General features: G+C 69.6%; 17 protein-coding genes. 13 read left to right on the forward strand and 4 right to left on the reverse strand.

Annotated features, from left to right (window positions below):
- The 8 genes from DOS48_RS22795 to DOS48_RS22830 all read left to right on the forward strand — a co-directional run bounded on the left by DOS48_RS22795 (window position 1) and on the right by DOS48_RS22830 (window position 5,960).
- Window positions 1-180: a DNA-directed RNA polymerase subunit K gene (locus DOS48_RS22795; protein WP_127117909.1), complete on the forward strand. Its 180-nt coding sequence runs from the start codon at window positions 1-3 to the stop codon at window positions 178-180.
- Window positions 180-1,382, forward strand: a complete 1,203-nt coding sequence (gene eno / locus DOS48_RS22800) for a phosphopyruvate hydratase (RefSeq protein WP_127117910.1) — start codon at window positions 180-182, stop codon at window positions 1,380-1,382. Before DOS48_RS22795 ends, eno begins: the two co-directional genes overlap by 1 nt.
- 16 nt (window positions 1,383-1,398) lie before the next feature.
- Window positions 1,399-2,184 (forward strand): 30S ribosomal protein S2, encoded by a 786-nt coding sequence (rpsB, locus tag DOS48_RS22805; RefSeq protein WP_127117911.1) that lies wholly within the window; start codon window positions 1,399-1,401, stop codon window positions 2,182-2,184.
- A 129-nt stretch (window positions 2,185-2,313) separates the two neighbouring features.
- Entirely contained in the window at window positions 2,314-3,330 is a 1,017-nt protein-coding gene (gene mvk, locus DOS48_RS22810; RefSeq protein WP_127117912.1) for a mevalonate kinase, read from the forward strand.
- Window positions 3,327-4,109 (forward strand): isopentenyl phosphate kinase, encoded by a 783-nt coding sequence (locus DOS48_RS22815; protein WP_127117913.1) that lies wholly within the window; start codon window positions 3,327-3,329, stop codon window positions 4,107-4,109. Before mvk ends, DOS48_RS22815 begins: the two co-directional genes overlap by 4 nt.
- Window positions 4,110-4,154: 45 nt before the next feature.
- Window positions 4,155-5,198 (forward strand): P-loop NTPase, encoded by a 1,044-nt coding sequence (locus DOS48_RS22820; protein ID WP_127117914.1) that lies wholly within the window; start codon window positions 4,155-4,157, stop codon window positions 5,196-5,198.
- Window positions 5,195-5,521, forward strand: coding sequence for a hypothetical protein (locus DOS48_RS22825; RefSeq protein WP_127117915.1), 327 nt, complete (start codon window positions 5,195-5,197; stop codon window positions 5,519-5,521). The genes DOS48_RS22820 and DOS48_RS22825 overlap by 4 nt, the downstream gene beginning before the upstream one ends.
- A gap of 121 nt (window positions 5,522-5,642) precedes the next feature.
- Entirely contained in the window at window positions 5,643-5,960 is a 318-nt protein-coding gene (locus DOS48_RS22830) for a DUF5785 family protein (RefSeq protein WP_127117916.1), read from the forward strand.
- A gap of 8 nt (window positions 5,961-5,968) precedes the next feature.
- Here DOS48_RS22830 and DOS48_RS22835 read toward each other — a convergent pair whose 3' ends face one another.
- Window positions 5,969-7,396 carry a bifunctional UDP-sugar hydrolase/5'-nucleotidase gene (locus DOS48_RS22835; RefSeq protein WP_127117917.1) on the reverse strand — a complete coding sequence of 476 codons (1,428 nt, stop codon included), beginning with the start codon at window positions 7,394-7,396 and terminating at the stop codon, window positions 5,969-5,971.
- Between the two features lie 285 nt (window positions 7,397-7,681).
- Between DOS48_RS22835 and rpl7ae the strand changes: the two genes are divergently transcribed.
- From rpl7ae to ndk, 4 genes are read left to right on the forward strand one after another with little or no spacing between them, the layout of a single operon-like run.
- On the forward strand, window positions 7,682-8,044 hold the full coding sequence (gene rpl7ae, locus DOS48_RS22840; protein ID WP_127117918.1) for a 50S ribosomal protein L7Ae: 363 nt from the start codon (window positions 7,682-7,684) through the stop codon (window positions 8,042-8,044).
- Between the two features lie 6 nt (window positions 8,045-8,050).
- Complete coding sequence (locus tag DOS48_RS22845) at window positions 8,051-8,275, forward strand: 30S ribosomal protein S28e (RefSeq protein WP_004046478.1); 225 nt, start codon at window positions 8,051-8,053, stop codon at window positions 8,273-8,275.
- A gap of 3 nt (window positions 8,276-8,278) precedes the next feature.
- Window positions 8,279-8,467 carry a 50S ribosomal protein L24e gene (locus tag DOS48_RS22850; protein ID WP_008008468.1) on the forward strand — a complete coding sequence of 63 codons (189 nt, stop codon included), beginning with the start codon at window positions 8,279-8,281 and terminating at the stop codon, window positions 8,465-8,467.
- A complete protein-coding gene (gene ndk, locus DOS48_RS22855) occupies window positions 8,468-8,947 on the forward strand; it encodes a nucleoside-diphosphate kinase (protein ID WP_127117919.1) in 480 nt (159 codons plus the stop codon). It abuts the gene before it with no gap.
- Between the two features lie 155 nt (window positions 8,948-9,102).
- Here the strand turns inward: ndk and DOS48_RS22860 are convergent, their stop codons facing one another.
- The 3 genes from DOS48_RS22860 to DOS48_RS29560 all read right to left on the reverse strand — a co-directional run bounded on the left by DOS48_RS22860 (window position 9,103) and on the right by DOS48_RS29560 (window position 11,417).
- Window positions 9,103-10,338, reverse strand: a complete 1,236-nt coding sequence (locus tag DOS48_RS22860) for a PQQ-binding-like beta-propeller repeat protein (protein WP_127117920.1) — start codon at window positions 10,336-10,338, stop codon at window positions 9,103-9,105.
- Between the two features lie 46 nt (window positions 10,339-10,384).
- Window positions 10,385-11,086 (reverse strand): carbonic anhydrase, encoded by a 702-nt coding sequence (locus tag DOS48_RS22865; protein ID WP_127117921.1) that lies wholly within the window; start codon window positions 11,084-11,086, stop codon window positions 10,385-10,387.
- A 196-nt stretch (window positions 11,087-11,282) separates the two neighbouring features.
- Entirely contained in the window at window positions 11,283-11,417 is a 135-nt protein-coding gene (locus tag DOS48_RS29560) for a hypothetical protein (RefSeq protein WP_256370852.1), read from the reverse strand.
- 139 nt (window positions 11,418-11,556) lie between these two features.
- On the opposite strand from DOS48_RS29560, the gene DOS48_RS22870 reads away from it, so the two are divergent.
- Complete coding sequence (locus DOS48_RS22870) at window positions 11,557-12,129, forward strand: AAA family ATPase (protein ID WP_127117922.1); 573 nt, start codon at window positions 11,557-11,559, stop codon at window positions 12,127-12,129.
- Window positions 12,130-12,230: the final 101 nt, after the last annotated feature.

Here is a 12,230-nt window from a genome sequence, read left to right on the forward strand (position 1 = left end):
ATGCCAGAACAGCGATACAATCGGTACGAGAAAGCACGAATCCTCGGCGCGCGAGCGCTGCAAGTGTCCTACGGGGCGCCCGTGCTTATCGACACCGACCAGACCGAGCCGATCCTCGTCGCCGCCGAAGAGTACGACGCGGGGGCGCTCCCCTTTACCGTCCGGAGGGAATCCAACTAATGACACGAATTACCGGAATCTCGCTGCGTCGCGTCCTCGATTCACGAGGCAACCCCACCGTCGAAGCCGACGTGCTCACCGAGTCCGGCGGCTTCGGCCGCGGGGCAGCCCCCAGCGGGGCCTCAACCGGCGAGTACGAAGCGATAGAGCTCCCCGCCAACGAGTCCATCGCGGCAGCTCGCGAACACGCGGTCCCTCGCCTCGAGGGGCTCTACGCGGGCGACCAGCGCGCCGTCGACAACGCGCTCCGCGCGGCCGACGGCACGGACGACTTCTCCGCGATCGGCGCCAACAGCGCGGTCGCGATCTCGATGGCGGCCGCGAAGGCCGCCGCCGACGTGCTCGGTGCGCCGCTGTACCAGCACCTCGGTGGCGCGTTCCGCGGCGAGAACTTCCCGATTCCGCTCGGCAATGTCGTCGGCGGCGGGGAACACGCCAAGGAGGCGACCCACATCCAGGAGTTCCTCGCTGCGCCGGTCGGCGCGCCGAGCGTCTCGGAGGCCGTCTTCGCGAACGCCGCGGTCCACGCGGCGGTCGCGGACGTGCTCGACGAGCGCGGCGTTCCGGCCGCGAAAGGCGACGAGGGCGCGTGGGCGCCCCCGATCTCGGACGCGGACGCGTTCGAGGTCGTCGACGAGGCGGTCGACCGCGTCGAAGACGACGTGGGCTTCGAGATCCGCTTCGGGCTCGATATGGCCGCCGCCGAACTGTACGACGCCGACGAGGGCGCGTACGTGTACGGCGACGAGACCAAATCGGCCGACGAGCAGATCGACTACGTCGCCGACCTCGTCGAGGAGTACGACCTCGCGTACGTCGAGGACCCGCTCGACGAGAACGACTACGAGGCGTTCGCGGAGCTGACCGACCGGGTCGGCGACCGGACGCTGATCTGCGGCGACGACCTGTTCGTCACCAACGTCGAGCGGCTCCAAGACGGGATCGACGCCGGCGCGGCAAACAGCATCCTGATCAAGCCGAACCAGATCGGGACGCTGTCGGACGCGTTCGACGCGGTCGAACTCGCCGCCCGCAACGGCTACGAGACGGTCATCTCCCACCGCTCGGGCGAGACCGAAGACACCACCATCGCACACCTCGCTGTGGCGACCGACGCCGGGTTCATCAAGACCGGCACGGTCGGCGGCGAGCGCACCGCCAAGCTGAACGAACTGGTCCGTATCGCGGACGACGCAGTATGACGGGCCCACACCACGCATGAGCGAAGACAACGACGCGGTCGAACTCGACGACGACGCGGAGACCGAGGCGGTCGACGCGGCGGTCGAGGAGGAGGCCGACACGACCGAGGAACCGACCGCCGACGCGGCCGACGTGGCCGCCGACGCCGAACCCGAAGCGACTGTCGACGACGAAGAGGAGGACGCCTCCCCGTTCGACGACGACGTCATGCCCGACGACGACGTCGACCTGCTGATCCCGGTCGAGGACTACCTCTCCGCGGGTGTCCACATCGGGACCCAGCAGAAGACGTCCGACATGGAGCGGTTCATCCACCGCGTTCGCGACGACGGCCTGTACGTGCTCGACGTGAGCACGACGGACCAGCGGATCCGCACCGCCGCGGACTTCCTCGGGAACTACGACCCCGAGCAGATCCTCGTCACGTCCTCGCGGCAGTACGGTCGGTTCCCGGCCGAGAAGTTCGCGGACGCCATCGGCGCCCGCGCTCGCACCGGCCGCTTTATCCCCGGTACGCTCACGAACCCCGACTACGCCGGCTACATCGAGCCGGACATCGTCGTGGTCACTGACCCGATCGGCGACGCGCAGGCCGTCAAAGAGGCCATCACGGTCGGCATCCCGGTCATCGCGATGTGCGACTCCAACAACCAGCTGTCGAACGTCGACCTCGTCATCCCGACGAACAACAAGGGTCGACGCGCGCTGTCGGTCGTCTACTGGCTCCTCGCCAACGAGACGCTCGACCGCCGCGGCGCCGACACGGTCTTCGCCCTCGACGACTTCGAGGACGAACTGTAAGGCGGCTTTCGACGCCGAGTTCGACTTTTATGCCCGCCTCGCTCCGTGAGCCGCGAGGCCGTTCGCCGCGCCTCCGCGAGCGGCCCGCCAAGCGCAACGCCTGTAAGCCCGCGGAGAGAGTGAACGCGTATGACCGTCTGTGAAGCGCCGGGGAAGGTGTACCTCTTCGGCGAACACGCCGTCGTCTACGGGGAGCCGGCCGTCCCGGCGGCGATCGAGCGACGCGCCACGGTGACCGCCGAGCCCCGGTCGGACGACCACGTCCGCGTCGAGGCCGAGGACCTCTCGCTCGACGGGTTCACCGTCGAGTACGCCGGCGAGTCCGGCGACCGGCCCGACGTTGACGTCCCGACGCCGCTCGTCGAGGCCGCGATGGGGTACGTCGACGCCGCGGTGCGACAGGCCCGAGACGCGGCCGACGCCCCCGACGCCGGCTTCGACATCACCGTCGAGAGCGACATCCCGCTCGGCGCGGGCCTCGGATCGTCGGCCGCCGTCGTCGTCGCGGGCATCGACGCCGCGACCCGCGCGCTCGGCCACCCGCTCGACCGCCGAGAACTGGCAGACCGCGCGTACCGCGCCGAGTTCGAGGTGCAAGACGGGCAGGCGTCGCGGGCCGACACGTTCTGCTCGACGATGGGCGGGGCAGTCAGGGTCGAGGGAGACGACTGCGAGCCCATCGACGCGCCCAACCTCCCCTTCGTCGTCGGGTTCGACGGCGGCGCGGGCGACACGGGCGAACTCGTCGCCGGCGTCGGCGAACTCCGAGACGAGTACGGATTCGCCGCCGACACGGTCGAATCGATCGGCGATCTGGTGCGGGCGGGCGAGGACCTGCTCGCGGACGCCGCGCCCGAGTCCGAACCCTCGCCGGCGCTGCTCGCCGAACTGGGCGATCTGATGGACTTCAACCACGGGCTGCTCGCCGCGCTCGGCGTCTCCGCCCGCTCGCTCGACGCGATGGTCTGGGCCGCTCGCGACGCCGGCGCTCACGGCGCGAAGCTCACCGGGGCGGGCGGCGGCGGCTGTATCGTCGCGCTCGACGCGAGCGACGCGACCGAGACCGCGCTCTCGTTCACGCACGGCTGCGAGGAGGCGTTCCGCGCGGAGCTCGCGACCGAGGGCGTCCGGGTGGTGGAGCCGTGACCGAGGAGACGGAGGCCCCCGAGACGCCCCCGGTGGTGCTCAAGCTCGGCGGGAGCCTGATCACGGAGAAGCATCGGCCGGAGACCCTCGACGCCGACGCCCTCGACGCGGCCTGTGACGCGGTCGCGAGCGCGCTCGCAGAGGGGGCGGTCGAAAGGCTCGTCGTCGTCCACGGCGGCGGGAGTTTCGGGCACCACCACGCCAGCGAGCACGGCGTCTCGACGACGGCGGGGACCGACGACGCCGACGCCGTGATGGACATCCACGGCGCGATGACGGAACTGAACCGGGCGGTGATAGACCGGCTCCGCGACCGAGGCGTGCCGGCGATCCCCGTCCACCCGCTCTCGGTTTCGGCTCGCCCCGACGGGGCCGACGGCGACCTCGACCTGCCGCTCACCTCGACGGCGACCCTCCTCGGTGAGGGGTTCGTCCCGGTGTTGCACGGAGACGGCGTCGCCACCGCGGACGTCGGCGTCACCGTCGTCTCCGGGGACGAACTCGTCGTCGAACTGGCCGCCGGCCTCGGTGCGCGCCGGGTCGGCGTCTGCTCGACGGTGCCGGGCGTCCTCGACGGCGACGGCGCAGTGATCCCGTCGATCGACTCGTTCGAGGCGGTCGCCGGCGCGCTCGGGGCGAGCGACGCGACCGACGTATCGGGAGGGATGGCCGCGAAGGTCCGCGAGCTGCTCGCGCTCGACGCGCCGGCACACGTGTTCGGCGCCGACGGATTGGCGCCGTTCTTACGCGGCGAGGCCGCCGGCACCCGGATCGACTGATCGGCTGACCGAACCCTTATTCGAGCCACCGCCCTTCCTTCGAGCATGAACGAAGCGGACGTGCGAGAGCGACTCGCCGACGTGCAAGACCCCGACCTCGGGGACGACATCGTCTCGCTCGGCCTCGTGAACGACGTCGCAGTCGACGAGGCCGCGGAGACGGTGCACATCTCGCTGGCGCTCGGGGCTCCCTTCTCGCCGAAGGAGTCGGCGATGGCGGACGAGGTGCGTGCGGTACTCGCCGACACCGGTCTCGACGTGGAGCTGTCGGCGTCGATTCCCGACGAGTTGGATGTCGACGAACAGGTGCTGCCCGGCGTCAAAAACGTGATCGCCGTCGCCTCCGGAAAAGGCGGGGTCGGCAAGTCGACGATGGCCGTCAACCTCGCGGCGGGCCTTTCCGCGCTCGGCGCGCGGGTCGGCCTGTTCGACGCCGACGTGTACGGCCCGAACGTCCCCCGGATGGTGTCCGCCGAGGAGCGCCCGCAGACCGACGGCGAGACGATCGTTCCGCCCGAGCGCTTCGGCGTGAAACTGATGAGCATGGACTTTCTCACGGGCGAGGACGACCCGGTCATCTGGCGCGGGCCGATGGTTCACAAGATCATCACGCAGCTGGTCGAAGACGTCGAGTGGGGCGAGCTCGACTACCTCGTGATGGACCTCCCGCCGGGGACCGGCGACACCCAGCTGACGATCCTCCAGACGCTTCCCCTGACCGGGGCGGTGATCGTCACGACGCCGCAGGAGGTCGCGCTCGACGACGCGGTGAAGGGGTTACGCATGTTCGGCAAACACGACACCAACGTCCTCGGCATCGCCGAGAACATGGCCGGCTTCCGGTGTCCGGACTGCGGCGGGTTCCACGAGATATTCGGCTCCGGCGGCGGGAAGGCGCTGGCGCAGGAACAGGATTTACCGTTCTTGGGGGGCGTCCCGCTCGACCCCGCCGTCCGGACCGGCGGCGACGACGGGGAGCCGGCCGTGTTAGAGGAGGGTGAGACCGCGGACGCTTTTAAAGTGATCGTGGAGAACGTCGCGAACAACGCCGGCGTCGTGCGGCGTCGCGGGGTGACTGAAGAGCGATGACCGACGGAGAAGAGGGGGCGCCCGCAGACGGCGAGCCCGACCCCGCAGACCCCCTCGCCGCCGCGGGCGTCGACCCAGTCGTGTCGGAGGCGGTCGCCGACGCGGCGGAGGAGTCGTTCCCGGACGACGACGCGGTTCGGTCGTTCCTCCGCGAGATCGCGACCGACGTGCGCGGTGAGAGCTCCGAGAGCAAACAGCTCTCGGCGATCCTCTACCGCGTCTCCGACCTGTACGACCCGGACGAGCAGACCTCGCCCGAGGAGATCTACCTCAACGTCCGGCACATCATGCGGATCAAAGCGCAGGGCGGCATCGAACGGTGAGCGGCGCCCCTCGGCGCGTGTGAGACGCGATGGAACGGCGTCGGACTCGTCCCGTCGTCGCCGCCCCCGCAACGGTCTCGCGGAGCGCAACGACTTTCCTGTGGCACGGTAAACGGAACGTATGGACTGGCCACACGACCCCGACGGCGAACAGGGCAGCGAGGGCATGCGGCAGTACGGACACGCGGTGCTCGCGAAGAAGGTCAACGAGGAGGAGGACTTCCCGCTGTCGGCCGACGACTACGTCGAGGCGTACGGGGACCACCCGATTCGGATCGACTTCGAGACGGTGGTCTCCGTCGAGGAGATCTTCGAGAACGTCGAGAAAGCGGAGTTCGCGGACTTCGTCGAGTTCCACCAGGAGCTCGGACGGGCGATGCGCGAGAACGGCTACTGGTTTTACGAGGGCGCAGAGCAGTTCGTCGACGGCAGCGCGTAGGTTGCGGGCTATCGACGCGGTTCGGCGATCGCGTCTCGATTGCGGATCTCGATTCGGCCTTCGATTCTGGGGTCGATCCCGTGTTCGCGAGCGTAGTCGGCGAGGACCTCGTACTGGATGCCCGCCTCGTCGACCCGGTGGCGCTGGGCGAGCGTCGGGAACTCGTGGTCCGAGTGGAGCAGGTACTCGGAGACGGCGACCGTGTAACGCGCTTCGGGGTCGATCGGTTCGCCGCCGACCGTCGCTTCCAAGAGGAGTTCGGCGTCGGCGTCCCAGACGACCTGCGCGTTCGAGACGTGACCGTGCCACCACGCGTCCTCGCCGAAGTCGACGTCGGGAGCGGCCATCTCGCGCAACACGTCGCGAAGCTCCGCGCCGGTGATCGACGCGAGGGCCACCGGCTCCTCGAACGGGATCAGACTGATCAGGTCGGCCTTCGTCACGTCGCCGGCCCACGGGTCGCCCTGACGGAGCCCGCCGGCGTTCGACAGCCCCACGTCGGCGTCGAGCGCCCAGCGGAACGCGTCGGCGACGAAGTTGCCGACGCGGCACTCGCCGCCGTGGACGACCGCCCCGGTCCGTTCGATCGGCTCCGTCACCCGACCGACGACCTCGCCGAGGTCTGCCGCGGCCATCCGGCCTTCGAGGGCGCCCGCGAGTCCGTCGACCGGCTCGGCGCCGTCCGGCTCGTGGAGGGTCGCGGCGGGGCGGGGTTCCCCGTCGGCGGTCGCCGCCTCGCCGAGTTCGACCTCGACGACCGCTTCGCCGTTGACGCCGGGACGGACGAGCAGGGTGTCGGCGACGCGTTCGTTTCGCGGGCTGTGAACGTGCCCGCCGAGGATCACGTCGACGTCGAGTTCGCGGGCGAGGTCGTCGTCGCCGGCGCCGAGGTGCGACAGGACGACCGTGTGGTCGAGCCCGTCGCCCGCTTCGGCCGCCGCTTTGCGCAGCTCCGCGAGCGCGTCTCGGACGGAGACGACCGGGTCGTCGAAGGAGAGTTCGGCGGCCATCGGGTTCAGCGAGTGCGTTGCGGGGTCGGTGACGCCGACGAACCCGACGGCGGCGCCGTCGACGCGACGGATCGTCCAGGGGACCACGCCCTCGGCGCGACCGAACGGCTCGCCGGACTCGTCCCGGACGTTCGCGGAGACGAACGTCGCGGTGGCGTCACGGATCAACGAGCGAAGCGGGTCCGGACCGTAGTCGAACTCGTGGTTGCCGAAGGTGTCGAGGAGGGTGTCGGTCGCGGCGTAAAAGTCGAGAATCTGCCGGCCGGTGGCGACGAGCGAGAGGACGCCCGGCGCGGTGGTGTCGCCGGTGGCGACGACGGCCGCGTCCGGTCCGGAGAGTTCGCGGATGCGCCCGGCGAGCCGGGCCGCCCGCTCCGGCGTGTCGAAGACGTTCTCGATGTCGGAGTAGTGAACGAGGCGGGGCATTCGATACGCGGAGAACGGGCGAGCCCCGTTTAAAAAGCGCGGAGTTCGACGCCGACCCCCGGCGGGCCGCGACGAGCGACCCCGATCGAACCGTCACGCAGACGGCGAACGCCGGACGGAACCCCGTGAGCCCCGCTCGCACACCCGCACGACATTGAAAGCGCTTTTATGGATGTCCGGATAACGTCGGGTCACAGCCTCTGTGGGGTTGATGATGTGCCGTTCCGTTAGGGACCGACCACGGTACGGACACGCGAGCCCGCACGGAGGGTAGGAGAACAACATATGCCCGTTTACGTAGACTACGAAACCCCAGCCGACCTCGCCGAGCGATCGCTTGAGGCGCTCGAGGTCGCCCGAGACACCGGTACCGTGAAGAAAGGAACCAACGAGACCACGAAGGCCGTCGAGCGCGGCAACGCGGACCTCGTCATCGTCGCCGAAGACGTCTCCCCCGAGGAGATCGTGATGCACCTCCCCGAGCTCGCAGAGGAGAAGGGCATCCCGGTCGTCTTTGTCGACACGCAGGACGAAGTCGGCCACGCCGCCGGCCTCGAAGTCGGCTCGGCCGCCGCCGCCGTCGTCGACGCCGGCGACGCCGCCGACGATGTCGAGGACATCGGCGAGAAGGTCGCGGAGCTTCGATAACCACCCATGAGCGCAGAAGAGGGCACCGGCGACTCGACGACCGCGGAGGTCATCGAGGTCGTCGGCAAGACCGGGATGCACGGCGAGGCCATGCAGGTCAAATGCCGCATCCAAGAGGGATCGAACCAGGGCCGGATCATCACCCGGAACGTCCTGGGCCCCGTCCGCATGGGCGACGTGCTCCAGCTCCGGGAGACCCAGCGGGACGCCGACTCCATCGGAGGTCGATAACCAATGGTCGAGACACGCACCTGCGATTACACCGGCGAGGAGATCGAGCCCGGCACGGGCACGATGTACGTCAAGACGAACGGACAGATCCTCCACTTCGTCGACTCGAAGGCGGAGAAGAACTACTTCCTCGGCCGCGAGGCGCGCGACCTCGAGTGGACCGAGGAAGGGCGCAACCAGGGTGGCGAGTAGATGAGCCACCACGACGAGCGCACCTTCGTGATGGTCAAGCCCGACGGCGTCCAGCGCGGGCTCATCGGCGAAATCGTCTCCCGCTTCGAGGAGCGCGGGCTGAAGCTCGTCGGCGGGAAGTTCATGCAGATCGACGAGGACCTCGCACACGACCACTACGGTGAACACGAGGGCAAGCCGTTCTTCGACGGTCTCGTCGAGTTCATCACCTCCGGACCCGTCTTCGCGATGGTGTGGGAAGGCGCCGACGCGACCCGGCAGGTCCGCGCGATGGTCGGCGAGACCGACCCCGCCGAGTCCGCACCGGGCACGATCCGCGGCGACTTCGGCTTGGACCTCGGCCACAACGTGATCCACGCGTCGGACCACGAGGACGAGGGCGCGAACGAGCGCGAGATCGACCTGTTCTTCGACGAGGACGAGCTCGTCGACTACGGCCTCGACACCGCCGCCTGGGTGTACGAGGACGAACAGCACTGAGCGCGCGAACGCTCGCTTTTCCGTGTTCTCGGCCGCCGAGCGGTAGCTATTCCGACACACCGCGTTTCCGGTGAAATCCGTTTTCAAAACGCCGGCCCGCGAACGGGTGTGCGACGTGTCGTTCTGATAAACCGGCGTCCGCTCCGTCGCGGCTCTCAGTCGGAAAACGCCACGATTCGGCCGGTCTGTGTGACGACGAGTACGTCGTCGCTGCCGTCGCCGGTCACGTCGGCGAACAGCGGGCCGCTGTAGACGACTCCCCCGACGTCGCCGCGGGCGATCGGTTCGCCCTGCTGGTTCAACGCGAGCATCCCGCCGTCCCGGTTCACCGCGACCGGTCCCGGCGACCCGTCGCCGTTCACGTCGCCGATGTACGGCGTGTTCACCCGCGTGTCGCCGCCGTACTGCTGTTTCCAGACCACTTCGCCGTCGAGTAAGTCGACGGCCCAGACGCTCCCGCTGCCGGCGACGTGGACGCGACCGGGGTCCGCGTCGCCCACGGCGACCGGGAGGTCCTGTAACCCAATCTCGTAGCGAGTGCCTCCGTCCGCGACATCGACGGTCTCTACGTTCCCGTTCGTCCCGCCGATGGCGATTACCGGGCCGTCGCGGGAGTCGGCCGCGCTCCACGTGAACGGCGTCACTGACGGGGTCGTCGTCCACTGCGCCCGTCCCGACCCGTCGAGCAGGCTGATCGTCCGACCGCCGTCGGTCGCCGTCGCGACCGCGAGGCCGCGGGTGACGCTCGCCTCGGTGTCGGCGTCGGACCCATCGAAATCGACGGCCAGCGGTCGCCGCTCGATCGATCCGTCGAGTTCGGTCCGGAAGACCGTCTCGCCGGCGGCGTCGACGGCGACGATCCGACCGTCGGTCGTGGCCGCGGCGACTTCGGTATCGCCGTCGCCGTCGATGTCGCCCATCGCCGGGCGAAGCCCGCTCGCTCCGCCGAGGTCGACGGTGAATCGGTCGGTTCCGTCGGCCGCATCGAGCACCACGAGCGCGCCCGAGTCGGTCGTGAACGCGACGGCGTCGCCGTCACCGAGCGGGCCCGTGACCAGCCCGCTCACGGTCGGCGGGTCCGTGCCGTCGCCGGCACCGACGCCGCCGCCGAGGGGCGTCTCCCACGCAACTGTTCCGCCGGCGACGGTGGCGCGTATCGTCCGATCGCCGTCCGCGACGGCCGGTTGGAGGACGAGCGGGTCGCCGTCCATGGTGGCGACGACCGCGCCGCTGCCGTCGTCGCCGTCGCCGGCGACGGGGCCAGACTCCCAGACGACCTCGGCGTCGATGGTGGCGTCGTCGACGCCGACGAAGGCGAACAGCGCGACGCCGACCCCGGTCGCGCCGCCGGCAAGCAGAATCAGACTCGCGAACAGAACGCGGCGGTCCATTACCACTCCGTTCGGTCGTCGGAGTGATACGGCTGTCGGATGCCCGTTATAGCAGCGTCGCCACGCGCGCCGCGTGTTCGGGGCCGACGCGGTCGCGGAGGGCGTCTGGGTCGCGCTCGCCGTCGACGTTCACGAGGTAGACCGCCCCGTCAGGCCCTCCGTAGGCCCCGTGAAAGTCGTACACGAAGCCGTACACCGACGCGTCGGCGGCCGCGTCGGTCTCGCGGGCCATCGCCACCTGTTCGTGAACGTTGTACTCCACGAGGCGGTTCCGGACGCTGGCGGTCGCGGCGTCGGCGTCGCCATCCCCGGTGCCGTCGAGCGCGTCGAGCCCCGCCTCGACTATCGGCACGAGAGTCGACACGTCGGCTTTGACGCCGGGGTCGGCCGGCAGTTCGCCGGTTTCGACCGCGTTGAGCGCGGCGCCGACCGCCCCGCAACCGGTGTGGCCCACGACCGCGAGAACCTCCGTCTCGGTGTACACGAGCGGGTAGGCGACGCTGCCGTCGAGGACGCGCTCGCCGTCCACGGTGTCGCTGACGCGGTTTCCGATGTTGCCGGCGGTAAAGAGAAATCCGGGCCGGTCGACCGCCCACATGCCCTCCTGTGACACGCGGGAGTCGGAACAGCAGACGGAGACCACCGGCGGGCGCTGACCGTCGCGCCGGTTCTCGAAGGCGTCGGCGTCGAGTGACGCAACGTGGTCTGCGTTGCGTTCGAGAAGTTCCGGCAGAAGATCGAAGCTCATACGCACCGACTCGCTCCCGAGTTTCAAAAGGGACCCGAACGGGGCGAGAAGGGACGCGAACGGGCCAAAAAGAGAACGCGAACGGGCCGAGAAGGGGACGCGAACGGGCCGAGCGTCACCGGCGCGACGAGCGCCCGTGCGCCGGCTGGTCGATTGGTCGTTGCTTATAAAGCTGTCATTGCCTGTCGATTGCCGATTACGCGATCAGCCCGACGGCAAACACCAAGAATCCGACGACGAAGACGGCGAGGAGGGCGATCGTCGCGAGCACCACCGCCGGCGCGAGCATCTCCTCGTTCTCGTCGAGCGCGAGCGACTCCAAGTTTCTCATGTCCCGAATCTCGTCGGCGCGGGGTTTGAACGCTTCGCTCGACGGCGCGCTCGGCCCGCGCCGAAAGGAAGTTTCATTTGGATCTCGACGGATCGTGCGGACGAATGCACGACGGAGACCGGCACGCGGGGGGCCGCCGATGACAGCGGGCGACGAGACCGACGCCGACCGGGCGTCGCCGGACGCGTCGGCCGCCGGCGACCTCGTCGTCGTCTGCGGGCTGCCGGGCGTCGGCAAATCGACCGTCGCGGAGCGCGTCGCCGAGCGCGTCGACGGCGAGCGGCTCCGAACCGACGTGGTCAGGAAGGAGCTGTTCGAGGAGCCGTCGTACACCGACGCGGAGACGGCGGCCGTCTACGCGGCGCTGCTCGACCGCGCCCGCGAGCGGGTCGCGAGCGGTGCGTCGGTGGTCCTCGACGCGACGTTCGCGGACGCGCAGTTCCGCGCCGACGCCCGCGAGGTGGGCGAAAGCGACGCCGGGTCGTTCACCCTCGTCGAGGTGATATGCGAGGAATCGGTCGTCAAACGACGGATCGAGCGTCGCGACGGGATCAGCGACGCCGACTTCGAGGTCCACCTCCAATTTAAGCGGGAGTTCGACGAGATCGACGCCGACCACGTCGTCATCGACAACGCGGGTGCGGAGGCGGAGACGCTCGCGCAGGTCGACGACGCGTTCGGCGGAATCGGGCCGACGACGGGCCGGGAGTGAGTCGCCCGGCGAGCGAACGCTCTGCGAGCGAGCAGGTTAGCGGGGAACCCGGTCCGAGCGCGACGACCGAACGGAACGCGAATCGCGGGCAGAGAGCGTCT

The sequence above is a fragment of the Halorubrum sp. PV6 genome (assembly GCF_003990725.2).
In the GTDB taxonomy this organism is placed as follows: Archaea; Halobacteriota; Halobacteria; order Halobacteriales; family Haloferacaceae; genus Halorubrum.